Annotated in this window: 21 protein-coding genes and 4 tRNA genes; 4 read left to right on the top strand and 21 right to left on the bottom strand. The window is 62.5% G+C overall.

All coding sequences use genetic code 11. From position 1 onward, the window contains the following. Positions 1 to 37: 37 nt before the first annotated feature. From P3C50_RS01750 to P3C50_RS01740, 3 genes are read left to right on the top strand one after another with little or no spacing between them, the layout of a single operon-like run. On the top strand, positions 38 to 760 hold the full coding sequence (locus P3C50_RS01750) for an SDR family oxidoreductase (protein ID WP_275544651.1): 723 nt from the start codon (positions 38 to 40) through the stop codon (positions 758 to 760). Positions 761 to 771: 11 nt separating this feature from the next. Then, a complete protein-coding gene (locus tag P3C50_RS01745; RefSeq protein ID WP_275544650.1) occupies positions 772 to 1,101 on the top strand; it encodes an Atu4866 domain-containing protein in 330 nt (109 codons plus the stop codon). 30 nt (positions 1,102 to 1,131) lie between these two features. After that, positions 1,132 to 1,593, top strand: coding sequence for a nuclear transport factor 2 family protein (locus tag P3C50_RS01740; RefSeq protein ID WP_275544649.1), 462 nt, complete (start codon positions 1,132 to 1,134; stop codon positions 1,591 to 1,593). Here the strand turns inward: P3C50_RS01740 and mgtE are convergent, their stop codons facing one another. After that, on the bottom strand, positions 1,594 to 3,036 hold the full coding sequence (gene mgtE / locus P3C50_RS01735; protein WP_197858125.1) for a magnesium transporter: 1,443 nt from the start codon (positions 3,034 to 3,036) through the stop codon (positions 1,594 to 1,596). 322 nt (positions 3,037 to 3,358) lie between these two features. On the opposite strand from mgtE, the gene P3C50_RS01730 reads away from it, so the two are divergent. Next, positions 3,359 to 3,853, top strand: a complete 495-nt coding sequence (locus P3C50_RS01730; protein WP_275544648.1) for a DUF4124 domain-containing protein — start codon at positions 3,359 to 3,361, stop codon at positions 3,851 to 3,853. A gap of 44 nt (positions 3,854 to 3,897) precedes the next feature. Here the strand turns inward: P3C50_RS01730 and P3C50_RS01725 are convergent. The 20 genes from P3C50_RS01725 to P3C50_RS01630 form a co-directional block, all read right to left on the bottom strand. Continuing rightward, a tRNA-Arg gene (locus tag P3C50_RS01725) sits at positions 3,898 to 3,974 on the bottom strand. Between the two features lie 107 nt (positions 3,975 to 4,081). Continuing rightward, positions 4,082 to 4,158, bottom strand: a tRNA-Arg gene (locus P3C50_RS01720). A gap of 109 nt (positions 4,159 to 4,267) precedes the next feature. Continuing rightward, positions 4,268 to 4,344 (bottom strand) — tRNA-Arg (locus P3C50_RS01715). Positions 4,345 to 4,418: 74 nt separating this feature from the next. Continuing rightward, a tRNA-Ser gene (locus tag P3C50_RS01710) sits at positions 4,419 to 4,509 on the bottom strand. Positions 4,510 to 4,570: 61 nt separating this feature from the next. Further along, positions 4,571 to 4,756: a carbon storage regulator CsrA gene (gene csrA, locus P3C50_RS01705; protein ID WP_003244478.1), complete on the bottom strand. Its 186-nt coding sequence runs from the start codon at positions 4,754 to 4,756 to the stop codon at positions 4,571 to 4,573. A gap of 192 nt (positions 4,757 to 4,948) precedes the next feature. After that, positions 4,949 to 6,187 (bottom strand): aspartate kinase, encoded by a 1,239-nt coding sequence (locus P3C50_RS01700; RefSeq protein WP_275544646.1) that lies wholly within the window; start codon positions 6,185 to 6,187, stop codon positions 4,949 to 4,951. A gap of 101 nt (positions 6,188 to 6,288) precedes the next feature. Next, the gene (gene alaS / locus P3C50_RS01695; RefSeq protein WP_275544645.1) at positions 6,289 to 8,913 is read right to left on the bottom strand and encodes an alanine--tRNA ligase; all 2,625 of its coding nucleotides are present in this window, start codon (positions 8,911 to 8,913) and stop codon (positions 6,289 to 6,291) included. 282 nt (positions 8,914 to 9,195) lie between these two features. Then, positions 9,196 to 10,200 carry a low-specificity L-threonine aldolase gene (gene ltaE / locus P3C50_RS01690; RefSeq protein ID WP_275544644.1) on the bottom strand — a complete coding sequence of 335 codons (1,005 nt, stop codon included), beginning with the start codon at positions 10,198 to 10,200 and terminating at the stop codon, positions 9,196 to 9,198. Between the two features lie 773 nt (positions 10,201 to 10,973). Then, on the bottom strand, positions 10,974 to 11,987 hold the full coding sequence (gene astE, locus P3C50_RS01685) for a succinylglutamate desuccinylase (protein ID WP_275544643.1): 1,014 nt from the start codon (positions 11,985 to 11,987) through the stop codon (positions 10,974 to 10,976). 17 nt (positions 11,988 to 12,004) lie between these two features. Further along, positions 12,005 to 12,286 (bottom strand): topoisomerase II, encoded by a 282-nt coding sequence (locus P3C50_RS01680; RefSeq protein ID WP_197855862.1) that lies wholly within the window; start codon positions 12,284 to 12,286, stop codon positions 12,005 to 12,007. A 55-nt stretch (positions 12,287 to 12,341) separates the two neighbouring features. Then, positions 12,342 to 13,688: an N-succinylarginine dihydrolase gene (gene astB / locus P3C50_RS01675; protein WP_275544642.1), complete on the bottom strand. Its 1,347-nt coding sequence runs from the start codon at positions 13,686 to 13,688 to the stop codon at positions 12,342 to 12,344. Beyond that, on the bottom strand, positions 13,688 to 15,151 hold the full coding sequence (astD, locus tag P3C50_RS01670) for a succinylglutamate-semialdehyde dehydrogenase (RefSeq protein ID WP_275544641.1): 1,464 nt from the start codon (positions 15,149 to 15,151) through the stop codon (positions 13,688 to 13,690). The genes astB and astD overlap by 1 nt, the downstream gene beginning before the upstream one ends. Positions 15,152 to 15,213: 62 nt before the next feature. Then, positions 15,214 to 16,230, bottom strand: coding sequence for an arginine N-succinyltransferase (astA, locus tag P3C50_RS01665; protein WP_275544640.1), 1,017 nt, complete (start codon positions 16,228 to 16,230; stop codon positions 15,214 to 15,216). A gap of 88 nt (positions 16,231 to 16,318) precedes the next feature. Then, positions 16,319 to 17,335: an arginine/ornithine succinyltransferase subunit alpha gene (gene aruF, locus P3C50_RS01660; RefSeq protein WP_197855866.1), complete on the bottom strand. Its 1,017-nt coding sequence runs from the start codon at positions 17,333 to 17,335 to the stop codon at positions 16,319 to 16,321. A 124-nt stretch (positions 17,336 to 17,459) separates the two neighbouring features. After that, positions 17,460 to 18,680, bottom strand: a complete 1,221-nt coding sequence (locus P3C50_RS01655; RefSeq protein ID WP_275544639.1) for an aspartate aminotransferase family protein — start codon at positions 18,678 to 18,680, stop codon at positions 17,460 to 17,462. A 348-nt stretch (positions 18,681 to 19,028) separates the two neighbouring features. Next, a complete protein-coding gene (gene argR, locus P3C50_RS01650; RefSeq protein WP_197855868.1) occupies positions 19,029 to 20,009 on the bottom strand; it encodes a transcriptional regulator ArgR in 981 nt (326 codons plus the stop codon). A gap of 55 nt (positions 20,010 to 20,064) precedes the next feature. Next, entirely contained in the window at positions 20,065 to 20,829 is a 765-nt protein-coding gene (locus P3C50_RS01645; protein WP_275545328.1) for an ABC transporter ATP-binding protein, read from the bottom strand. 28 nt (positions 20,830 to 20,857) lie between these two features. Next, positions 20,858 to 21,556: an ABC transporter permease gene (locus P3C50_RS01640; RefSeq protein ID WP_197855870.1), complete on the bottom strand. Its 699-nt coding sequence runs from the start codon at positions 21,554 to 21,556 to the stop codon at positions 20,858 to 20,860. A 10-nt stretch (positions 21,557 to 21,566) separates the two neighbouring features. After that, positions 21,567 to 22,256, bottom strand: a complete 690-nt coding sequence (locus P3C50_RS01635; RefSeq protein ID WP_197855871.1) for an ABC transporter permease — start codon at positions 22,254 to 22,256, stop codon at positions 21,567 to 21,569. A gap of 180 nt (positions 22,257 to 22,436) precedes the next feature. Next, positions 22,437 to 23,210 (bottom strand): ABC transporter substrate-binding protein, encoded by a 774-nt coding sequence (locus P3C50_RS01630; protein WP_197855872.1) that lies wholly within the window; start codon positions 23,208 to 23,210, stop codon positions 22,437 to 22,439. Positions 23,211 to 23,743 lie beyond the last annotated feature (533 nt).

Raw genomic sequence — 23,743 nt, 5'->3', positions numbered from 1 at the left:
CTAGCATGGAATCTCCATAACCCAAGTGGAGACCGACATGAGCAAAGTCATCCTCATTACCGGAGCCAGCAGCGGCATCGGCGAAGCCATCGCCAGACACCTCGCCAGCCAGGGCCACCAGGTGGTCCTCGGTGCTCGCCGCATCGAACGCCTGCAGGCACTGGTAGAAGAACTGCAGGCCCAGGGTCAACAGGCCTCGCGCCGTACCCTCGATGTCAGCCAACTGCATGACATGCAGGCCTTCGTGGAGCACGCAGAGGCACACCACGGCCCCGTTGACGTGATCATCAACAACGCCGGGGTCATGCCACTGTCACCGCTCAACGCCCTGAAGGTGGACGAGTGGAACCGCATGATCGATGTCAACGTACGCGGCGTGCTGCATGGCATCGCCGCCGTGCTGCCGGGCATGGAACAACGCGGGCGTGGCCAAGTGATCAATATCGCCTCCATCGGCGCCCATGCCGTATCACCGACCGCCGCGGTGTATTGCGCTACCAAATACGCGGTCTGGGCCATTTCCGAGGGCCTGCGCCAGGAAAACGAGCGCATCCGCGTCACCACCATCTGCCCGGGCGTGGTCGAGTCCGAGCTAGCCGACAGCATCACCGACGCCAGCGCCCGCGATGCGATGAGGGCGTTCCGCCGTATCGCCATCACACCGGACGCCATTGCCCGCGCCGTGGCCTATGCGGTCGAGCAGCCCGACGATGTCGATGTCAGTGAAGTCATCGTGCGCCCGACCGCCAGCCCTTATTGATGGAGGTGAATATGCCAGCGAAGAACAGCCTTGCGGCGCTGCTGATCAGCGGCGCCCTGCTACCCGGCGCGGCAAGCGCGGAAGCGGAAAGCCCACATCCCTACGTGGGCATGTGGGTAACGGACGATGGCCATGTCCGTCATGAGCTATTGGCCAACGGCCGTTATGACGAGGCACGCGGGAACCGCGAAAGCGCCTACCAGGGCAGCTACCGAGTCACTGGCAACCACATCGATTATGTCGACGACACCGGCTTTACCGCTGACGGTGAGTTCATCGACGACGTGCTCTACCACGGCGGCATGGTGCTGCGCCGCAAGAGCACTCCAACTGACGAGTAAGACAACCCACCAGCCAAGGAAAAGAAGCTTATGAACATGCAAAAAGCTGTCGCCGCGCTACTGCTCAGCGTATCGCTCTGCCTGCCGACCTGGGCAACTGACAACACCGCGGCCAATCAGGCCCTGATTCAGAAAGCCTTCGATGATTGGCGCGCCGGAAAAGGCGGCATCTTCCAGTTGCTGGCCGATGATGCCGTCTGGGTCGTGGCCGGCAGCAGCCCGTACTCCGGGACTTACCGCACGCGCGAGGCGTTCATGGAAGATGCAGTCAAACCCATCACCGACAAACTGGCCACGCCCATCGTCCCCACCGTGCGCCAGATCGTGGCGCAGGGGCCTTACGTGGTCGTGCATTGGGATGGTCAGGCGACCGCCAGGGACGGCGGTCGCTACGAAAACAGCTACTCCTGGCACATGCAACTGGAGAATGGCCGGATCACCCGGGTCACGGCCTTTCTCGATACCTGGCGGCTGGTCGAGCTGATGAACTGATTACATCAGGAAGATCGACGCCAGCCCCAGGAAGATGAAAAAGCCGCCGCTGTCGGTCATGGCGGTGATCATCACACTGGCCCCCATGGCTGGGTCGCGCCCCAGGCGCGCCAGGGTCATGGGGATCAGCACCCCCATCAGCGCTGCCAGCAACAGGTTGAGGGTCATCGCTGCAGTCATCACCACGCCCAGCGACCAGCTGCCGTAAAGTCCATAGGCGACGGCCCCGATCACCCCGCCCCAGAGGATGCCGTTGATCAACGAAACCCCTAGCTCCTTGCGCAGCAGGCGCTTGGTATTGCCGGTGCTGACCTGATCCAGCGCCATGGCGCGCACGATCATGGTGATGGTCTGGTTGCCGGAATTGCCGCCGATACCGGCAACGATAGGCATCAGCGCCGCCAGCGCCACGAGTTTTTCGATCGAGTCTTCGAACAGGCCGATCACCCGCGAGGCGAGGAACGCCGTGACCAGATTGATCGCCAGCCAGGCCCAGCGGTTGCGTACCGACTTCCACACCGAGGCGAAGATATCTTCCTCCTCGCGCAGACCGGCCATGTTCAGCACTTCGCTTTCGCTTTCCTCACGGATCAGGTCGACCATCTCGTCGATGGTCAGACGGCCGATCAGCTTGCCGTTCTTGTCCACCACCGGCGCCGAGATAAGGTCGTAACGCTCGAACGCCTGCGCAGCGTCGTAGCCGTCCTCGTCGGGGTGGAAGCTTACCGGATCGTCGGCCATGACCTCGCCGACCTGCTTATCCGGATCGTTGACCAGCAAGCGCTTGATCGGCAGCACGCCCTTTAGCACGCCGTCATAATCGACCACGAACAGCTTGTCGGTGTGCCCCGGCAATTCCTTGAGACGGCGCAGGTAACGCAACACCACTTCCAGGCTGACGTCTTCGCGGATGGTGACCATCTCGAAGTCCATCAGCGCACCGACCTGATCCTCCTCGTAGGACAGCGCCGAACGCACGCGCTCGCGCTGCTGCGCGTCGAGCGATTCCATCAGCTCATGAACGACGTCGCGCGGCAGCTCCGGCGCCAGGTCGGCGAGTTCGTCGGCGTCCAGATCCTTGGCTGCGGCAAGAATCTCGTGATCGTCCATGTCGGCGATCAGCGTTTCCCGTACCGCGTCAGAGACTTCCAGCAGGATGTCGCCGTCGCGCTCGGCCTTGACCAGTTGCCAGACGGTCAGACGCTCATCCAGCGGCAGGGCTTCGAGGATGTGGGCGATATCCGCGGGGTGCAGATCATCGAGCTTGCGCTGCAGCTCGGCGAGATTCTGCCGGTGGACCAGGTTTTCGACACGGTCGTGATGCTGGCCTTCCTGACGATGGGTCAGGTCTTCGACCAGCTTGTGCCGATGCAGCAGTTCGATCACCTGGGCCAGGCGATCCTGCAGGCTCTCTTGCGGCTTTTTGGCTTCTACTTCAGTCATAGCGCGCTCCACCCCCAGCTGGCGGGCACGCCAAAGGGGATCAATCAGGTCTTACACGATTGTGCGAGGGGAGTATTGAGTAACTACTGGGTAAGTCCATGGTGGTATTCCACAAGCCCCGGCGGGGCTGACGCGGCGAATGATAACACCGCGAAACAGCTTTGTACGTGACAAAAGCGCGGCAAGAACAATCGCTTGCATCGCAAACTTCAATCCCGCATGAAAACCTGGCTATGCGACGCCAGCCTTCAATGCCAAGACACTCTGGCGTGAGCGAAAAAACGATCTAACCTGAAATGTGTAACGTCATGGAGGACGACCTATGCGAGGACGGCACTTGGCAGCGCTATTCGCCGCTGCGCTACTCTCCCCTATTGAAGACAGCTCGGCCGCCAGCGTGTTCCGCTGCGTGGATGCTGACGGCCATGTCACCTTCACCCGGCACGGCTGCACCAGCGATCAGGAACAGCATCTGCAGGATGCGCGCAACTATACGCCCAGCAGCGGCAAACCCATCCCGCTGGCCAACCCCGGCAAGCGTCAGGCGACGACGAACGCAAACTCCGGCGAACTGGTGATCGTCGGCCAGCAGGACGATGGCTGCGGCAACCTGCTGAGCAGCAGCGAGAGGCGCCAGGCGATCATTCGCAAGGAAATTCGTGTAGGCATGAGCCGCAGCGACGTGGAAAGCAGCCTGGGCAAACCGGACAGAGTCACCGCCAGCAATGGGCAGGAGCGTTATCACTATCGCGAAAAGCGCAAGGGCGGCAACAGCCGGCAGGTCAGCTTCGACGAAGCCGGCTGCGTGAAGAAATGACACGCAAAGAAAAAGGGCCTGCATTGCTGCAGGCCCTTTCGGTATGGCGGACTCAGGAGGATTCGAACCTCCGACCGCTCGGTTCGTAGCCGAGTACTCTATCCAGCTGAGCTATGAGTCCGTTGCAGACCGCTCGAGGCCATCAAGCCCTTCGCGACCCTTGGTGCTTTTAGACCAGATCACCGCTGGTTGAAACATGACCTTGCATCGCTGCAGTGCCATTGAATATGGCGGACTCAGGAGGATTCGAACCTCCGACCGCTCGGTTCGTAGCCGAGTACTCTATCCAGCTGAGCTATGAGTCCGTTGCAGACCGCTCGAGGCCATCAAGCCTTTCGCGACCCTTGGTGCTTTTAGACCAGATCACCGCTGGTTGAAACAAAATGGCTTGCAGCGATGCAAGCCATTTGAATATGGCGGACTCAGGAGGATTCGAACCTCCGACCGCTCGGTTCGTAGCCGAGTACTCTATCCAGCTGAGCTATGAGTCCGCTTAGTGGTGCTTTTATACCAGATCACCTCTGGTTGATTCGCCAGCCCGACTTACGCCCGACTCGCTGAATAATGGCGGAGAAGGGGGGATTCGAACCCCCGACACCCTTTTGAGGTGTACTCCCTTAGCAGGGGAGCGCCTTCGGCCACTCGGCCACCTCTCCGCAACACGGGGCGCATGATAAACATGTTTTCCCCGTTTGCAAACAAAAATTTGTAGAAAAATTAGTGGCTTGGTTCGTCACCCTTCTCTTTCTGGATGCGCTGGTAGATTTCCTCACGGTGTACGGCAACCTCTTTCGGCGCATTGACGCCAATACGCACCTGGTTACCTTTCACGCCCAACACGGTGACAGTCACATCATCACCGACCATCAGGGTCTCTCCGACCCGGCGAGTCAGAATCAGCATTCCTTTCTCCTTCACGGATTACATTTTTTCAGGACAACAGTCTGCAAAAAGAAAATGGTGCCGGCTTCCTGCTAAAATAAGCCTGAAAGCCTCCACCCAAGTATTGACCAGCCCGCGCAGAAAGAAAGTTCCCGCGAATCGGTCAAAAAAACGAAAGGCGCGGAACCAGCCGCGCCTTTCGGATCAGATCAATCACTCACCCTGTCGGGCCGGAGCATCGAGCTCGAAAGCAGTATGCAGAGCGCGCACCGCCAGCTCCAGGTACTTCTCCTCGATCACCACCGACACCTTGATCTCGGAGGTGGAGATCATCTGGATGTTGATGGTCTCCTTGGCCAGAGCTTCGAACATACGGCTGGCAACACCGGCATGGGAACGCATGCCGACACCGACGATCGAAACCTTGGCGATGTCGGTATCACCTACCACCTCACGGGCGCCGAGTTCGTCCGCGGTCTTCTGCAACACGCCCAGGGCGTTGTTGTAGTCGTTGCGGTGCACGGTGAAGGTGAAATCGGTGGTGTTATCGTGCGAGACGTTCTGCACGATCATGTCCACTTCGATGTTGGCAGCGCTGATCGGACCAAGAATCTTGAAGGCGATGCCGGGGATATCCGGCACCCCACGGATGGTCAGCTTGGCTTCGTCGCGGTTGAAAGCGATGCCGGAAATGATCGGCTGTTCCATGGATTCCTCTTCATCAAGGGTAATGAGGGTGCCCGGCCCCTCCTGGAAGCTGTGCAGAACGCGCAGCGGGACGTTGTACTTGCCGGCGAATTCCACCGAGCGAATCTGCAGCACCTTGGAACCGAGGCTGGCCATTTCCAGCATCTCTTCGAAGGTGATTTTCTCCAGACGCTGGGCCTTGGGCACCACGCGCGGGTCGGTGGTGTAGACGCCGTCGACATCGGTATAGATCTGGCATTCGTCGGCTTTCAGCGCCGCAGCCAGGGCCACGCCGGTGGTATCGGAACCGCCACGACCGAGGGTGGTGATGCTGCCGTGCTCGTCGACGCCCTGGAAGCCGGCGACGACGACGACACGACCAGCCTTGAGGTCGGCACGAATCTTCTGGTCATCGATCTGCAGAATGCGCGCCTTGTTGAAGGCGCTGTCGGTGAGGATGCGCACCTGGTTGCCGGTGTAGGAAACCGCCGGCACACCACGTTTGATCAGTGCCATGGCCAACAGGGCGATGGTCACCTGCTCACCGGTGGACACCATCACGTCCAGCTCACGCGGAACCGGCTCGCCGTCGGTGATCTGTTTGGCCAGATCGATCAGGCGGTTGGTTTCGCCACTCATGGCGGAAACCACGACAACGATGTCGTCACCCTTCTCGCGGAACTTCTTAACCTTCTCGGCTACCTGCGCGATACGCTCGACGGTGCCGACGGAGGTGCCCCCAAACTTCTGTACGATCAAAGCCATTTCAAAAAGCCACCTGATTCCTCAAGGGCGCCCATTAAACCCGCATCGGGTCACACTGCCAAGGCCCGCTGGACGCACTGCGGGCCCCGCTTTCACGCTATCTACGAAGCCTGTTCGACCAGAGTCGCGGCCAGGGCCAGGGCCTCATCCAGTTTGCCGGCATCGACGCCGCCACCCTGGGCCATGTCCGGGCGACCACCGCCCTTGCCGCCCACGGTCGCCGCGGCCTGACGCATCAGGTCACCCGCCTTGAGCTTGGCGGTCAGGTCCTGAGTCACGCCAGCGACCAGCACGACCTTCTCTTCGAACACGCCGCCGAGCAGGATCACCGCACTGCCCAGCTTGTTCTTCAACTGGTCGACCAGCGCCAGCAGTGCCTTGCCGTCCAGGCCATCGAGACGTGCAGCCAGCACCTTGGTGCCCTTCACGTCCACCGCCGAGCCGGCCAGATCGTTACCCGCGGCGCTGGCGGCCTTGGCCTTGAGCTGCTCCAACTCTTTTTCCAGCTGGCGGTTACGCTCGATCAGCGCCGACAGCTTGTCGAGTACGTTGTCACGGCTGCCCTTGACCAGAGAGGCGGCTTCCTTGAGCTGCTCTTCTGCACCATTGAGGTACGCCAGCGCAGCAGCACCGGTGACTGCCTCGATACGACGCACACCTGCCGCGACGCCGCCCTCGCTGACGATCTTGAAAAGGCCGATGTCGCCGGTACGGGCCACGTGGGTACCGCCGCAAAGCTCGACGGAGAAGTCGCCGCCCATGCTCAGCACACGCACCTCATCGCCATACTTTTCGCCGAACAGCGCCATGGCGCCTTTGGCCTTGGCGGTTTCGATATCGGTAAGCTCGGTCTCGACCGCCGTGTTCTCGCGCACTACGCGGTTGACGATGTCCTCGAGCTGCTTGATCTGCTCGGGCTTGATCGCCTCGAAGTGGCTGAAGTCGAAACGCAGGCGCTGGCTGTTGACCAGCGAGCCCTTCTGCTGCACGTGGTCACCGAGCACGATGCGCAGGGCTTCGTGCAGCAGGTGGGTCGCCGAGTGGTTAAGCGCAGTGGCCTGGCGCACTTCGGCATCGACCTCGGCCTTAACACTGGTGCCGACACTGAGACCGCCCTTGGCCACCACGCCATGGTGCAGGAAGGCGCCGCCAGCCTTGGTGGTGTCACGCACGTCAAAGCGCACGCCAGCGCCTTCGAGGTAACCGCAGTCACCGATCTGGCCACCGGACTCGGCGTAGAACGGGGTCTGATCCAGCACCACCACGCCCTCTTCGCCTTCAGCAAGGCTGTCGACCGCGGCGCCGGCCTTGAACAGGGCGATGATCTTGCCGCTGCCGCTGGTGCCCTCGTAGCCGAGGAAGTGGGTGTCGGCGTCGACCTTGACCAGGGCGTTGTAATCCATGCCGAAGGCGCTGGCGGAACGGGCGCGCTCGCGCTGCGCCTCCATTTCACGCTCGAAGCCCTCTTCGTCCACCGACAGCTCACGCTCGCGGGCAATATCGGCGGTCAGGTCGACCGGGAAGCCATAGGTGTCGTACAGCTTGAACACCACATCGCCCGGGATGACCTTGCCCTGCAGGCCAGCCAGATCCTGCTCGAGAATCTTCAGGCCCTGCTCCAGGGTCTTGGCGAACTGCTCTTCCTCGGTCTTCAGCACGCGCTCGATGTGCGCCTGCTGTTGCTTGAGTTCGGGAAAGGCTTCGCCCATTTCGGCCACCAGGGCGGCGACGATCTGGTAGAAGAAGCTGCCCTTGGCGCCCAGCTTGTTGCCGTGACGGCAGGCACGGCGCACGATGCGGCGCAGCACGTAGCCACGGCCTTCGTTGGACGGGGTCACGCCGTCGGCGATCAGGAAGCTGCACGAGCGAATATGGTCGGCCACCACCTTCAGCGAAGCCTGGCCTTCGTTGCTGCAGCCAATGGCCTTGGCCGCGGCGTTCAGCAGGTTCTGGAACAGGTCGATCTCGTAGTTCGAGTTAACGTGCTGCAGCACGGCGCTGATGCGCTCCAGACCCATGCCGGTATCCACGCTCGGCGCCGGCAGCGGGTGCATGACGCCATCCGCGGTGCGGTTGAACTGCATGAACACATTGTTCCAGATCTCGATGTAGCGATCGCCGTCCTCTTCCGGGCTGCCGGGTGGGCCGCCCCAGATGTGCTCGCCGTGATCGAAGAAGATCTCGGTGCACGGGCCGCACGGGCCGGTATCGCCCATTGCCCAGAAGTTGTCGGAGGCGTACGGCGCACCCTTGTTGTCGTCGATGCGGATCATGCGCTCGCTGGGGATTCCGACTTCCTTGGTCCAGATGTCGTAAGCCTCGTCATCGGTGGCGTAGACGGTGACCCAAAGCTTTTCCTTGGGCAGGTTCAGCCACTTGTCGGAGGTCAGAAACTCCCAGGCGTAATGGATGGCATCACGCTTGAAATAGTCGCCGAAGCTGAAGTTGCCCAGCATTTCGAAGAAGGTATGGTGGCGCGCGGTGTAGCCGACGTTTTCCAGGTCGTTGTGCTTGCCGCCGGCACGCACGCACTTCTGGCTGGTGGTGGCGCGGGTATAGGCGCGCTTTTCCAGGCCCAGGAAGCAGTCCTTGAACTGGTTCATGCCTGCGTTGGTGAACAGCAGGGTCGGGTCGTTCGCCGGGATCAGCGAGCTGGAAGCGACACGGGTGTGCCCTTTTTCTTCGAAGAAGCTCAGGAAGGCTTCACGGATTTCTGCGCTTTTCATAGGGATATCCACGGAATCAGGCGGCCACGGCAAAGCCGGCGAAGCAGACAAAGTGAAAACGTAGCGAGCGAAGGTCAGGCAAGGCAAAAATCGGAGAAGAACGCACTGGGCTCGCAAACGAGTTTACGAGTTGTAAATGAGCATTCTGAGCCGGTTTTAACGCAGCATGACCGAGCGCAGCAGTTTTCACGCAGTCTGCAAAGGGCCGCATTATATCGGCCCCACCGCGCGCGGCTAGTGCCTTGTTGATAGCAAGCGCCTATCGGGCGCTGCGGTTACGACTCAAAGCGAGCGAAAAGCGGCAAAGGCCTCGATCACCTGCTCGATTTGCTTGGCGCTGACGTCCAGATGGGTGACCAGACGCAGACGTGGCGCGGCGCTGACGGCGATGCCGCGCTCGGCCATGAAGGCCTTGATCTGCCCGGCACGCTCGCCAAGCTGCACATAGACCATATTGGTCTGTACCGGCTCGACGCTGTAGCCCAGTTCGGTCAATGCTGCGCCCAGGCGCTCCGCGTTGGCGTGATCCTCGGCCAGGCGTTCTACCTGATGCTGCAGTGCATGCAACCCCGCCGCCGCCAGTACGCCGGCCTGGCGCATGCCACCGCCGACCATCTTGCGCAGACGCCGCGCCTTGGCGATCAATTCCGCACTGCCACAGAGTACCGAACCGACCGGTGCACCAAGCCCTTTGGACAGGCATACCGAGACCGAATCGAAATGCCGGGTGATCTCGCGTGCCGGCACACCCAGCTTGACCGCTGCGTTGTACAGGCGTGCACCATCGAGATGCAGGCTAAGGCCGCGGCGGCGGGTAAATTCCCGTGCAGCCGCCAGATACTCGAGGGGCAGCACTTTGCCCTGCATGGTGTTTTCCAGTGCCAGCAGACGGGTGCGAGCGAAGTGGAAGTCGTCCTGCTTGATCGCCGCCTCGACCTTGGCCAGGTCCAGCGAACCATCGGCCTCGCCGTCGATCGGCTGCGGCTGGATGGAGCCGAGCACGGCGGCGCCGCCACCCTCGTATTTGTAGGTGTGCGCCTGCTGCCCGACGATATATTCGTCACCGCGCTCGCAATGCGCCATCAGACCGAGCAGATTGCTCATGGTACCGGTGGGCACGAACAGCGCCGCCTCGAAGCCTAGCTCGGCCGCCAGCCAGGACTCCAAACGGTTCACTGTGGGGTCTTCGCCGTACACATCGTCGCCCAGCTCGGCGGCCATCATGGCTTCGCGCATGGCGGCGGTAGGTTGGGTGACGGTGTCGCTACGCAGGTCGATCAGGGGCATGGCTGGCTTTCCGTTTTTTTGGCGAAAGGTCCATGCTAAAGCGCTCGTTCGGGCGGTGAAAGGTACAGTTGAAGGTGAAAAAGCGGATTAGCCTGGGAGGCGCTTCAGCGGGTAGCCCGGATGCAATCCGGGGCAAGGGGCCGGGAACCCTCGGTTTGATCCGAGCGACGAAACTGTGGGAGCGGCCTTGGCCGCGATGTTTCTACTCCGCGCCATTCGCGGACAAGTCCGCTCCCACAAGCGCCCCGTCGTTACTTGGCCGGATGGAAAACCGGCCGAGGATTGCGTCCAGGGCAAGGGGCGGGAACCCCCGGTTTGATCCGAGCGATGAAGCTGTGGGAGCGGCCTTGGCCGCGATGTTTCTTCTACATCCATTCGCGGACAAGTCGGCTCCCACAAGCGCCCCGTCGTTACTTGGGCAGATGGAAAACCGGCCGAGGATTGCGTCCGGGGCAAGGGGCCGGGAACCCTCGGTTTGATCCGAGCGACGAAACCGTGGGAGCGGCCTTGGCCGCGATGTTTTTCTCCACCCCATTCGCGGACAAGTCCGCTCCCACAAGCGCCCCGTCGTTACTTGGCCGGATGGAAAAACCGGGAGGATTGCGTCCGGGGCAAGGGGCAGGGAACCCCCGGTTTGATCCGAGCGACGAAACTGTGGGAGCGGCCTTGGCCGCGATGTTTCTTCTCCACCCCATTCGCGGACAAGTCCGCTCCCACACGAGCCCCGTCGTTACTCGGCCGGCAGGAAAAATCGGCCACGGATTACATCCGGGCTACGCCAGGCCGGCACCGTCGGCGGGGACGATCAGGATGGCGGCGCGCAGGCCGTTCTTGACCTTGGGGTTGGGAAAGATGATACGCGCGCCCTGCTCTTCGACGATCCAGCGGGTATCGGCGATATCCTCGGCGAGCAGATAGCCAGGCTCCAGCTCAGTGAAGTTTTCGATATCCGTCGGCAGGTGCAGCTGAAAACTGTCGCTGTGCTTGATGACCTCGCGCGATACCGCGAACAGTTGCATACCATCGAGCGTCGGCTCGCCGCTGATCACCTCGCGACCTTCGATCAGCGCATGCAGGGCGTTCTCCAGCAGGTCGAGGTTGACCAGCTCGTTCTGTCCGAAGGCACGGGCCTTGCCCAGCTCCAGGGTAAAGGCTTCGGCACCGAGCTGCGCGTAGGTGTAGGCACTGAATGTGGTCGACGCCTTGTTCTGCAGCAACACCGCCTCAATACCGGCAGCGCGCAGGCGCTCCAGTTCACGACGAGAATGCGCGCGTGCCTCTTGCCACGGATAGAGAGCGAACTGCTCGATCCTGGAGGCGCGGATTGCGGTATGCAGGTCGTAGTGCAGACGCGTGCGGCCGGTGTCCTTGCCGAAGAAATTGACGGCTAGGTGCTCCAGATCGCAGGCGCGGATGGCCTCGAAGCCGCTGGACTGCTCGTGACGCCCGCTGAACAGGCGATTGAGGTCCTGCTCGAGGTAACGCTCGCCACGGCGCATGGCCTCGGGGTTGCCAAACAGAAAGAGGATGCGCGCCGCAGGATGCAGCTCGCCCCGCGCGATGCCGCGCAGCAGACGGTCGAGCAATTCGATCGGCGCGGTTTCGTTGCCGTGGATGCCGGCCGACAGCAGCAGGTCAAGGCCATTGTCGCGCGCCGCAGGCGGGGTCACCTCCAGCGCGCCTTCGTCCAGCCAGCGCAGACGCGTACCATCGGGCGTCAGTTGAATCTTCGCCGACGGCTCATGGCCGGCCAGGGTCAGTTCAAGCAGTTTGCCGAGGGCAAGCATCGGATACTCCTCAGGGCTTAATGATTGCAGTCCGGGCCATGGACATGATCATCGTCGTCATCGGCGAGCGCCGATTCCATCTCCAGTTGCAGGCTGACCAGGTTGGTGGCCTGCGGACGCAGCAGCAGGTTGGCGTACTCGGTATCGCCCTCCTCCACGTCGACACCGATCAGCAACTGATCGCCAACGGCCTGGACCCACAACTCCTTGCCCTGCCATACCACGGCGAAGCGGCTGCAGGAGGTTTCCAGTTGGGTGCCGTCGTTATCTTCAAGAATCAGTTGCAGCGCATCGCTCATAAAATCTCCGGGAGAGTTCTGAGGTGGATGTAACAAGCGACATCCACCCTGTGGGTCAGTTCAGTTGGAAAGGATAGACCGAGCCCAGTATAAGGATCTGCGTCAGTTCATCCAATGCCGTGCGCGATTCGATCAGCAATTGCGGATCGGCCAGGTCGGCTTCGCTCAGGCGGTCGCGGTAGTGCTTGTCGACCCAGGCCACCAGGGTATCGTGCAACGCATCGCTCATCACCACGCCCGGATTGACCGCCGCCAGTTCCTGTTCGTTGAGCGCCACGCGCAGGCGCAGACAGGCCGGGCCGCCACCGTTCTGCATGCTCTGCTTGAGGTCGAATACACGCACCTCGCGGATCGGCCCGCCGCTGGCAGTCAGTTGCTGCAGGTAGCGCCAGACGCTGGCGTTGTTGCGGCACTCTTCCGGCACGATCAGCAGCATGCTGCCGTCGGCTCGGGTCAGCAGCTGGCTGTTGAACAGGTAGGAACGCACCGCATCCTGCACGCTGACGGCAGCACTGGGCACGCACACGGCCTGGAAGTTGCCGCCACGCCGCGCCAGCTTGTCGCCCAGCTCCGCCAGGACCTTGCCGGTATCGAGGAAGGCGTCCTGGTGATAGAACAGCACCTCGCCGTTGCCCACGGCGATCACGTCGTTGTGGAACACACCCTGATCGATCACCGCCGGATTCTGCTGGGCATAGACCACGCCGGCCTCGCTCAGCCCATGCAGGCGCGCCACGGCCTGGCTGGCCTCCAGAGTCTGCCGCGCGGGATAGCGTGCCGGCGCCGGGTAACGGGTATCGAAGGCGCTGCGCCCATAGACGAAGAACTCGACCCCCGCATCGCCATAACCCTTGCAGAAGCGCGTGTGATTGGCCGCGCCCTCGTCGCCGAACTGCGCCACGGCCGGTAGCGCCGGGTGATGGGCAAAATGTGCCTGGTTGGCGAACATCGCCTGCAATACGCGGCTGGTGGTCGGGTGCTCGATGCTGCGGTGGAATTTGCAGTTGAGGTTGGCGGCGGTGAAGTGCACGCGCCCGTCCGCCGTGTCGGCACTGGGGCTGACAGTGCAGGAATTGGCCGTCCACATGCTCGATGCCGAGCAGCTCGCCACCAAAAGGGGCATGGCCTCATGCGCAGCGCGCTGGATCACCTCGACATCGCAGCCGGTGAAGCCCAAACGGCGCAACGCAGCGACATCCGGGCGCTCCTGCGGGGCCAGTACGCCCTGCTTGAAGCCCATGTCCATCAGCGCCTTCATCTTCGCCAGGCCCTGCTTGGCTGCTTCTTGAGGGCTGGACACGACCTGGCTGTTGCTCTGCGAGGCGACGTTGCCGTAGGACAACCCACCGTAGTTGTGCGTCGGCCCGACCAGGCCGTCAAAGTTCATTTCATAGGCGGCCATCACAGGGTCACTCCCGGGGTCAGGGTCGCGGGGAGGGCCAGGCTTTCGCTCTCCAGCCCGGCCACCGGGTAGGCACAATAATCCGCCGCGTAGTAGGCACTGGCGCGATGGTTGCCCGAGGCGCCGATACCGCCGAAGGGTGCAGTGCTGGCGGCCCCGGTGAGCTGCTTGTTCCAGTTGACGATGCCGGCGCGGCTATGCAGCCAGAATTGCTCGAAGCGCGCGCGTGAGTCGGACAGCAGCCCCGCGGCAAGGCCGTAAGCGGTGGCATTGGCTTCGGCGATGGCGGACTCGAAGCTTTCGTAGCGGATCACCTGCAGCAGCGGCCCGAAGAGCTCCTCGTCAGCACGCTCGGCAACCGCCGTGACATCGAGGATGCCGGGCGTAAGCAACGCGGCGCCCGATTGCGGTTGGGTCATCGCCAGCAGCGCCGTGGCGCCACCAGCCAGCAGGTTCTGCTGCGCCTGCATCAGCTGCGCGGCGGCCTGCAGGGAAATCACCGAGCCCATGAACGGCGCTGGCTGCTCGTCGAAGCGACCCACCTTGATCTGCGCGGCAACCTGCACCAGGCGCGCCAGCAGGGCGTCACCCCACTCGCCTTGCGGCACCAGCAGACGACGCGCGCAGGTGCAGCGTTGGCCGGCAGAAATGAATGCAGACTGCACGATGGTGTAGACCGCGGCGTCGACATCGGCCACCTCATCGACGATCAGCGGGTTGTTGCCGCCCATCTCCAACGCCAGGATCTTGTCCGGACGGCCGGCGAACTGCGCATGCAGCAGGTTGCCGGTGCGGCTGGAGCCGGTGAAGAACAGCCCGTCGATACCGGAGTGACCGGCCAGGGCCACGCCGGTATCGCGGCCACCCTGCAGCAGGCTGAGCACGCCTTCGGGCAGCCCGGCCTCGATCCAGCATTGCACGGTCAGCTCGGCCACCTTGGGCGTCAGCTCGCTGGGTTTGAACAGCACGCAGTTACCGGCCAGCAGGGCCGGTACGATATGCCCGTTGGGCAGGTGACCGGGGAAGTTGTAGGGACCGAACACCGCCACCACGCCATGTGGTTTATGCCGCAGCACGGCGGTGGCGTCGCCCAGCGGGCCGCTCTTCTCGCCGGTGCGCTCGCGGTAGCTCTGGATGGAAATGGCGACCTTGCCCACCATGCTGTTCACTTCGGTGGCAGCTTCCCACAGTGGTTTGCCGGTCTCTTCACCGATCGCCCGCGCCACTTCGTCGGCACGCGTTTTCAGGCAGGCGGCGAAGCGCTCCAGCACGGCGATGCGGCCGTCCAGCGAATGCGCTGCCCACAGCGAGAACGCGCCGCGCGCAGCAGCAACGGCAGCGTCGACCTGCGCAGCAGTGGCGCCCTGGCCCTGCCAGAGCACGGCTTGGCTGACCGGATCGAGCGATTGCAGCGGCTCGCCCTGACCGGACTGCCACTGACCTGCGATGTAATGAGTGTTCATCTTGTTCTACCACTCCCAGCATTTTCCAGCGGCCTGCGTGGGCCGCCGCACAAACCCATAACTCAGCCGTGTGCCGCCAGCGGCACCGCGCGCACCTGATCACCTGCCCAAAGGCGCAGACGCTTGGCGGTCAGCGGATCGACCACCAGGGTGCCGGCCGCCAGGCGCGCCGGCGCGGCGGTAATGCGGCAGTCCTGACGCTTGCGGTTGTGCACCAGGAACTGCTCGGCGTCGTCGCCTGGCGTGCCGATGGCCAGGACCAGGTTCTGGCTGTCACGCACGGCACGGATCTTCGCGGTTTGCGCCTCGATGGCCGGGCCCGCGTCGAAGATATCGACGTAGCCCTGATAACTGAAACCCTCGGCCTTGAGCATGGCCAGTGCTGGCTCGGTATCCGGGTGCACACGACCGATCACGGCCCGCGCATCTTCGGAGAGAAAGCAGGTGTAAAGCGGAAACTTGGGCATCAGCTCGGCGATGAAGGCCTTGTTGCCAACACCAGTGAGGTAGTCGGCCTGAGAGAATTCCATCTTGAAGAAATGCCGGCCGAGGCTCTCCCAGAACGGCGAACTCCCACGCTCGTCCGACATGCCGCGCATCTCGGCGATGACCTTGTCGCCGAACAGCTCGCGAAACTCGGCGATGAACAGAAGGCGCGCCTTCGACAGCAATCGACCATTGAGGCCGCTGCGGTGATCGGCGTGCAGGAACAGCGAGCACAACTCGGAATTGCCGGTCAGGTCGTTGGCCATGAACAGCGTCGGCACCTGGCGATGGATGTTCAGTTCCTGCGAAGCACTGACGGTCAGGCCGACGCGGTAGTTGTACCAGGGCTCACGCAGACCGACGGCACCGGCCACCGCAGAAATGCCCACTACCTTGCCGGCATCGTCCTCGAGTACGAACAGGTAGTCGGCATCGGCACGCTCGGCCTCGCCGCGAAAGGCCTTTTCCGCCCAGCCGACCCGATGCGCCAGGCGCTCCTCGTTGGCCGGCAGCGTGGTCAGGCCGGCGCCGGTACTGCGAGCCAGGTCGATCAGGGCCGGCAAGTCGGCGCTGCGCACGGGACGAACAATCATTGGATCCTCCGGATCAGCTATTGGCTTCAAGCGCCAAGCTACAAGTCAGAAGCCAGGCTGGCTTACAGCCTGGGACTGCCGCTTCGATTCAAACCGCCACCAGGCGAACACTGCCGCCCTCGCCCACGCCGAGCACTTCGGCGGTCGCTGCGTTCAGGGTGACAGGCTTGCCCGGCACCCAGTCGAGGTCGACGACGACGGCGCGGAAGTCCTGCAGCTGGCCGTTGCTGACCAGATACTGGCGACCACCGGCCTCGGCCTCGCCGATTTTCACCGGCACCAGGCGGCTCTGCGCAATGCTGCGAATGCCCGAGGTGCGCGCATGCAGGGTCGGGCCACCGTCGAAGATATCGATGTAGTGATCGGTCTCGAAGCCTTCGCGCATGAGGATGTCGAAGGTGATCTGCGCCCGCGGATGCACCTGCCCCATGGCCTCCTGCGCCTCGTCGGAGAGCAGCGGCACGTAGATCGGGTAATGCGGCATCAGCTCGGCAAGGAAGGTGCGGCTCTTGAGGCCGCACAGGCGCTCTGCCTCGGCGTAGGTCATGTCGAAGAAGTTGCGCCCCACCGAATCCCAGAATGGTGAATCGCCGCTCTCGTCGCTGTGGCCGACGATCTCCACCACCACCGCATCGGCAAAACGCTCCGGATGCCCGGCCATGAACAGCAGGCGTCCGCGAGAATTGAGTTCGGCGAATACGCTGCTGACCAGCGGGCGCTCGACGTAAAAACTGGTGAGCAGGCTGTTGCCGGTCAGGTCGTGACATAGCGACAGCACGTGAATCTTGTTGTGGATCTTCAGCTCGCGCGAGTTGTGCACGAAGGTTTCGTTGCGAAAGCTGTAGAAGGGCTCGGAATAGCCAGCCGAGGCGACGATGCCGGAACAGCCGACCAGTCGACCGCTGTCGGTGTCCTCGAGGACGAAGAAGTAGCTTTCCTCACCATTGAAACTGACTTCGGCGGCGAAGGATGCCTCCGATGCGGCGATCTTGTCGCCCAACCGGCCTGCATCGTCCGGCAATGAAGTGACCCCCACCGGACTGTCGGCAGCCAGTCGCTGCACATCCGCCAGGTCCGCCATTTGCGCAGGGCGCATCACCAGCATGGGTCACTCCTTCTAAACACGGAAGCTGCAAGATTCGTAGTCAGGGTCGGGCGGACAGCCGCGGGAAACGCTTCAGCGGCGATTGTCGCGGCTAAAGCCCCTCCCAAAGCATGTCAACGAAGACTCAGGCCGTCGTCAGTTTGCCCAGCGCACGCTCGAAACGGGCCAGGCCCTCTTCGATATCGGCCTCGTCGACCACCAGGCTCGGGGCGAAACGCACCACGTCCGGGCCGGCCTGCAGAATCATCAGGCCTTCGGCCGTGGCCGCATCGAGCACCTGCTTGGCCTTGCCCACCCACTCGGCATTGAGCACGCAGCCGAGCAGCAGGCCCATGCCACGCACCTGCTCGAACAGGCCGTACTGCTTGCCCAGCGCCAGCAGACGTGTCTTGAACTGTTCGCTCCTGGCCTTGACGCCATCCAGCGTCTGACGGGTGTTGACGATGTCCAGCACCGCCTCACCGACCGCGCAGGCCAGCGGGTTGCCGCCATAAGTGGTGCCGTGGGTGCCCGGCGCGAAATGCTTGGCCAGCTCGGTGGTGGTGAGCATCGCCGCGATGGGGAAACCGCCGCCCAGGCTCTTGGCGCTGGAGAGAATGTCCGGCACCACGCCGTAGTTCATATAGGCGAACAGCTCGCCGGTACGGCCCATGCCGCTCTGCACCTCGTCGAACACCAGCAGCGCGTTGTGCGCATTGCACAGCTCGCGAGCGCCTTCCAGGTAGGCCTTGTCCGCCGGCAGCACACCGCCCTCGCCCTGAATCGGCTCCAGCACCACGGCGCAGGTCTTGTCGGAAATGGCCGCTTTCAGCGCTTCCAGATCGTTGTACGGCACGTGGGTGATGCCCTGGATCTTCGGCCCGAAACCGTCGGAGTACTTCGGCTGGCCACCGACGCTGACGGTGAACAGGGTGCGACCGTGGAAGCTGTTGGTGGCTGCGATGATCTCATGCTTCTCCGCGCCGAAACGGTCATGGGCGACGCGACGCGCCAGCTTGAACGCGGCCTCGTTGGCCTCGGCGCCAGAGTTGCAGAAGAACACGCGCTCGGCGAAGGTCGCCTCGACCAGCTTCTTGCCCAGGCGCAGGGTCGGCTCGTTGGTGAAGACGTTGGAGATGTGCCACAGGGTATTGGCCTGCTCGGTCAGCGCCGCAACCAGCGCCGGGTGGCAGTGGCCCAGCACGTTGACGGCGATGCCGCCGGCGAAGTCGATCAGCTCTCGGCCGCTCTGATCCCAGACTCGCGAACCCAGGCCGCGCACAGGGACGAAGGCAGCAGGGGCGTAGTTGGGGACCATGAACTGGTCGAAGTCGGCGCGTTGCACCGCATCGTGCTGAACGGACATCAAAGCTCTCCTGATGAGAAATACCGGTCGCAGGCAGGCGGCGAAACGCCCGAAACGACTGGGAATGCAAGGATTGTAGGGACTGAATCAGGGCCGGCATTGTCGCCATGCGACAACTTCTTACAGCGCCACCCCAGGTTTTCCGCGGGTTTTCGTCCAAGCGACAGAAAGCGTCGGAAAGGCGCAGTTTAATCGCAGATCAGCGCCCGGAACACGCCGCAGGGAAAAATCTCCGCAGCTTGACCGGTCGGTATCGAAACGCTCGCTTGCGTAGCCCGGATGAAATCCGGGATCGACGTCAGATATCCCGGATTTCATCCGGGCTACAGCTCGCTCCTACGAGACGAATCAACCGCGCTCGACGGGGCTGGAGGTCAGCTCGAAGGGGCTGTTGCTGCGGCGCTGATTGCGGTCATCGCGCGGCGTGGCGCCGAAGAAGTTGCGGTAGGCGCTGGAGAAGTGCGGCCCCGAGGAGAACCCGCAGGACAGGCCAATCTGGATGATCGACTTGCTGGTCTGCATCAGCAATTGGCGCGCCTTGTTCAGGCGCAGCTCTAGGTAGTACTGGCTGGGCACACGATTGAGATACTGCTTGAAGATGCGCTCCAGCTGCCGACGCGACACGCACACGTGCTGGGCGATCTCGTCGGTGGTCAGCGGCTCCTCGATATTGGCCTCCATCAGCAGCACGGCCTGGGTCAGCTTCGGGTGGCTGGAGCCCAGGCGATTCTGCAACGGAATGCGCTGACGCTCACCGCCCTCGCGAATGCGTTCGACCACCAGTTCCTCGCTCACCGCACCAGCCAGTTCGGCACCGTGGTCGCGCGCCAGCAGCGCCAGCAGCAGATCGAGCACGGCCATGCCGCCGCAGGCGGTCAGGCGATCACGATCCCAGTCGAACAGATGGCTGGTGGCGATGACCTTGGGGAAGCGCTCGGAGAAATCATCCTGCCAACGCCAGTGCACCGCGGCGCGATAGCCATCGAGCAAACCAAGCTGGGCCAGCGGATAGACCCCGGCAGACAGCCCGCCAATCACGCAACCGCTACGCACCTGCTGCTTGAGTGCAGCCGCGAGGCCGGCGGACACCTGCGCTGGTGGCGCATCGGCAAGCAGGAACAGCTTGTCCAGCCCGTCCAGATGCCCGGCCCAGGGCTCGCCCGGCAGACGCCAGTCACCGGCCGCCAGCGGCTCGGCCTGAAGAAACACCAGCTCGTACACCACTTCCGGATGCACCCGCTGGGCGACGCGCAGGGCCTCCTCCGCCAGAGACAGAGTCAAAGCCTTGGTGCCAGGCCAGTACAAAAAGCCAATTCGATGGGGGGTCATTAGTGTCTGTTCAAGGTCCGCTGTGCACCGGTTCAGTGCGCAGTCTAGCTTCTTATTATTTGAGACTACCGGAAAGGAACTGCTTGAGCCGCTCGGATTGCGGATTGGCCAGCACTTCCTTCGGGCAACCGCGCTCTTCCACCAACCCCTTGTGCAGGAACACCAGCTGATTCGACACCTCGCGGGCAAACCCCATCTCGTGGGTCACCACCACCATGGTGCGGCCTTCGGTGGCCAGGTCCTGCATCACCTTGAGCACTTCTCCGACCAACTCCGGGTCGAGTGCCGAAGTCGGCTCGTCGAACAGCATCACCTCCGGCTCCATCGCCAGAGCACGGGCAATGGCCACGCGCTGCTGCTCGCCACCGCTCATGTGCGCCGGGTAGGCATCCTTGCGATGCGCCACGCCAACCTTGGCCAGGTAGTGCTCGGCCTTGTCGCGGGCCTCGGCCTTGCTCACGCCGAGCACATGCACCGGCGCCTCCATGACATTCTCCAGAGCGCTCATGTGCGACCACAGGTTGAAGTGCTGGAACACCATGGCCAGGCGCGAGCGCATGCGCTGCAACTGCCTGGCATCGGCGGCGCGCAACGAATCGTCCTTGGCCGGCACCAGCTTCAGCTCTTCACCGTTGAGCAGAATCTTGCCCGCATGCGGCTGCTCCAGCAGGTTCAGGCAGCGCAGGAAGGTGCTCTTGCCCGAGCCACTGGAGCCGATGATGCTGATCACGTCGCCGGCCTTGGCCGCCATCGACACGCCCTTGATCACCTCATGGCTGCCGTAGCGCTTGTGCAGGTCCTGAACTTCGAGTTTGTACATGTTCGGGTTCTCTTGAATCGTCATGGCGTCAGGCCTTGCGCGGCGCCAGGTAGGCCAGCCAGCGGCGTTCGGCCAGCTTGAACAGGCGCACCAGGATGAAGGTCAGCGCCAGGTAGAACAGGCCGGCAGTGAGGTAGGCTTCGAATGGCAGGTAGTACTGCGAGCTGACGGTCTTGGCAGCGCCGGTGATGTCGATGAGGGTCACCACCGAGGCCAGACTCGTGGTGTGCAGCATCATGATCACCTCGTTGCTGTATTGCGGCAGCGCACGGCGCAACGCCGACGGCAGCAGGATGCGCCGATACAGCTTGCTGCGCGACATGCCCATGGCCTTGGCCGCCTCGATCTCGCCGTGCGGCGTGGACTTGAGACTGCCCGCTAGGATCTCAGCCGTGTAGGCACTGGTATTGATGGCGAAGGCCAGACAGGCGCAGAAGGTGGCGCTGGACAGGTAAGGCCACATGAAACTCTCGCGCACGCTTTCGAACTGGGCCAGGCCGTAGTACAGCAGGTACAACTGCACCAGCATCGGCGTGCCACGGATCACATAGGTGTAGAGCCACGCCGGGAAGTTGATCAGTTTCTGCGTGGACACCCGCATGATCGCCAGCGGCACTGCCAGCAACAGGCCCACGGCCAGCGCAATGAGCAACAGCTTGAGGGTCACCAGCACGCCACCGAAATACAGCGGCAGGCTGTCGAGTACCACGTTGTAATCGAAAAGCATGGTCACTCCCTCAGAGCTCGGCGGCTTTCACGCCGACCGAATAGCGGCGCTCGAGATAGCGCAACACCAGTAGCGACACACTGGTGATCGCCAGGTACACGGCCGCCGCCAGGAGGATGTAGGTGAATGGCTCGCGCGTCGCATCGCCTGCACTCTTGGCGCGGGCCATCATGTCCTGCAGGCCGACCAGGGAGATCAGCGCGGTGGCCTTGACCAGCACCAGCCAGTTGTTGGTCAGGCCGGGAATCGCCAGGCGGATCATCTGCGGCACGAGGATGCGCAAGAACACCCGCAGCGGGCTCATGCCATACGCCATGCCTGCCTCGCCCTGCCCCTTGGGGATGGCCATGAAGGCGCCGCGGAAGGTTTCCGACAGATAGGCACCGTAGATGAAGCCCAACGTGCCAACGCCTGCAACGAATGGATTGATATCGATGTAATCCTCATGCCCCAGCAACGGGGCGATGCGGTTCACCAGGTCCTGACCGCCGAAGAAAATCAGCAGAATCAGCACCAGTTCGGGAATACCGCGAATCACCGTGGCGTAGGTCTCGCCCATCAGGGCCAGCCATTTCACCGGTGACAGACGAAAAGCCGCACCGAGCAGGCCAAGCGCGACGGCGACCGCCATCGACAGCAGCGCCAACTGCACGGTAAGCCAGGCACCATCGAGAATGGTCGAGCCGTAGCCTTGAAGCATGCGCCAATACCTCTCAGGCACCAGGATGGCGCCGTATCGCACAAAGAAAATGGATGTCGCCGGGGCGACGACACACCTGAATGCCAGCACAGGCGAACAGGCAGCGATCGAGAATGAACCAAGAAAAAAGTGGCACAACCTCGGCAAAGGTTAGTGCCACTTCAATCTGCCTCGGAGCGTTTACTCGCCGTAAACGTCGAAGTCGAAGTACTTGTCCTGCACTTCCTTGTACTTGCCGTTGGCGCGAATGGCCAGGATGGCGGCGCTAATCTTGTCGGCCAGTGCCTTGTCGCCCTTGCGCACGGCAATGCCCTGGCCTTCGCCGAAGTACTTCACGTCGGTGAAGTCCGGACCTACGAAGGCGAAGCCCTTGCCACCGTCGGTCTTGAGGAAACCGTCATCGATGTTCACCGAGTCGGCCAGGGTGGCGTCGAGGCGGCCGGACTGCATGTCCAGGAACACTTCGTTCTGCGAGCTGTAGCGCACGATTTCGGCACCGGCCGGAGCGAAAATGTCGGTGGCGTAACGGTCATACACGGACGAGCGCTGCACACCGATCTTCTTGCCTTTCAGGTCGACCAGCGGGTCCTTGAGCTCGGTACCGGCTTTCATCGCCAGCTTGGCCGGGGTGGCGTAGTACTTGCCGGTGAAGTCCACGGACTTCTTGCGATCTTCGGTGATCGACATGGACGACAGCACGGCGTCGAACTTGCGCACCTTCAGCGCCGGGATCAGACCGTCGAACTCCTGCTCGATCCACTTGCACTCGACCTTCATTTCTTCGCACAGGGCGTTGCCGATGTCGTAGTCGAAGCCGGCGATCTGACCATCGGGAGTCTTGAATGCGAAGGGTGGATAGGCCGCCTCGATGCCAATGCGCAGCGGCTTCTCGGCCAGCGCCAGGGGCGACATCAGGGACAGCGCCAGGGCGCCGAGCAGTGCGATCTTCTTCATTCTTTGCTCCTTCGAATTGGGTATGACATCGATGGCAGTGAGGGGCCCGGGCCTTTTATGGATTGTAGAAGGCGGTGCTGCGCTGTCGTGGTGGACAAGCGGCAAAGGGCCTTGGCTGGGTGAGCGGCATTCTAGCGGCAGGCAATGAGGCGATATTTCCTCAATGCGACAACTAATTACAGAAGCGCTGGCTGCGCCGAGGGCAGATATTGACAGCTAGCAAAAGGAGTGATCAAGCAGAAAAAGTTAAACGGATATCTACAGCAATACTCAGGCCATAAATTACGAAACCGCCACAGCATGGGCGCTAGGGCCGTTTCGCAGTTTCATTGAAAGTCATCATTGGCATCTTATCGGGGCGTCGACGTTCCCTAACCGCCCAATCGGGTGCGCGTTGTTACCGCCTAGGCCGTCGGCTGTAGGGTGAGCCATGCGCAGAGAACAGGCCGTGCAACAGCCGTCGTCATTCCACGACAACCCTCATTCCCGCGCAGGTGGGAACCCAAGTGGCCCACACTTGGACTCCCGCCTTT

Source organism: Pseudomonas sp. Marseille-Q0931, assembly GCF_940789645.1.
GTDB lineage: Bacteria > Pseudomonadota > Gammaproteobacteria > Pseudomonadales > Pseudomonadaceae > Aquipseudomonas.
Note: the sequence above shows the minus strand (reverse complement) of the source record. Positions and strands in the feature narration are given on the sequence as shown.

Coding starts and splice junctions, on each gene's coding strand:
- P3C50_RS01740 (WP_275544649.1), top strand. CDS start 1,132: ATGAACATGCAAAAAGCTGTCGCCGCGCTACTGCTCAGCGTATCGCTC.
- argR (WP_197855868.1), bottom strand. CDS start 20,009: ATGACCCCCCATCGAATTGGCTTTTTGTACTGGCCTGGCACCAAGGCT.
- P3C50_RS01745 (WP_275544650.1), top strand. CDS start 772: ATGCCAGCGAAGAACAGCCTTGCGGCGCTGCTGATCAGCGGCGCCCTG.
- astA (WP_275544640.1), bottom strand. CDS start 16,230: ATGATTGTTCGTCCCGTGCGCAGCGCCGACTTGCCGGCCCTGATCGAC.
- aruF (WP_197855866.1), bottom strand. CDS start 17,335: ATGCTGGTGATGCGCCCTGCGCAAATGGCGGACCTGGCGGATGTGCAG.
- mgtE (WP_197858125.1), bottom strand. CDS start 3,036: ATGACTGAAGTAGAAGCCAAAAAGCCGCAAGAGAGCCTGCAGGATCGC.
- ltaE (WP_275544644.1), bottom strand. CDS start 10,200: ATGCCCCTGATCGACCTGCGTAGCGACACCGTCACCCAACCTACCGCC.
- P3C50_RS01730 (WP_275544648.1), top strand. CDS start 3,359: ATGCGAGGACGGCACTTGGCAGCGCTATTCGCCGCTGCGCTACTCTCC.
- astD (WP_275544641.1), bottom strand. CDS start 15,151: ATGAACACTCATTACATCGCAGGTCAGTGGCAGTCCGGTCAGGGCGAG.
- P3C50_RS01700 (WP_275544646.1), bottom strand. CDS start 6,187: ATGGCTTTGATCGTACAGAAGTTTGGGGGCACCTCCGTCGGCACCGTC.
- astE (WP_275544643.1), bottom strand. CDS start 11,987: ATGCTTGCCCTCGGCAAACTGCTTGAACTGACCCTGGCCGGCCATGAG.
- astB (WP_275544642.1), bottom strand. CDS start 13,688: ATGGCCGCCTATGAAATGAACTTTGACGGCCTGGTCGGGCCGACGCAC.
- P3C50_RS01680 (WP_197855862.1), bottom strand. CDS start 12,286: ATGAGCGATGCGCTGCAACTGATTCTTGAAGATAACGACGGCACCCAA.
- alaS (WP_275544645.1), bottom strand. CDS start 8,913: ATGAAAAGCGCAGAAATCCGTGAAGCCTTCCTGAGCTTCTTCGAAGAA.
- P3C50_RS01630 (WP_197855872.1), bottom strand. CDS start 23,210: ATGAAGAAGATCGCACTGCTCGGCGCCCTGGCGCTGTCCCTGATGTCG.
- csrA (WP_003244478.1), bottom strand. CDS start 4,756: ATGCTGATTCTGACTCGCCGGGTCGGAGAGACCCTGATGGTCGGTGAT.
- P3C50_RS01750 (WP_275544651.1), top strand. CDS start 38: ATGAGCAAAGTCATCCTCATTACCGGAGCCAGCAGCGGCATCGGCGAA.
- P3C50_RS01645 (WP_275545328.1), bottom strand. CDS start 20,829: ATGTACAAACTCGAAGTTCAGGACCTGCACAAGCGCTACGGCAGCCAT.
- P3C50_RS01640 (WP_197855870.1), bottom strand. CDS start 21,556: ATGCTTTTCGATTACAACGTGGTACTCGACAGCCTGCCGCTGTATTTC.
- P3C50_RS01655 (WP_275544639.1), bottom strand. CDS start 18,680: ATGTCCGTTCAGCACGATGCGGTGCAACGCGCCGACTTCGACCAGTTC.
- P3C50_RS01635 (WP_197855871.1), bottom strand. CDS start 22,256: ATGCTTCAAGGCTACGGCTCGACCATTCTCGATGGTGCCTGGCTTACC.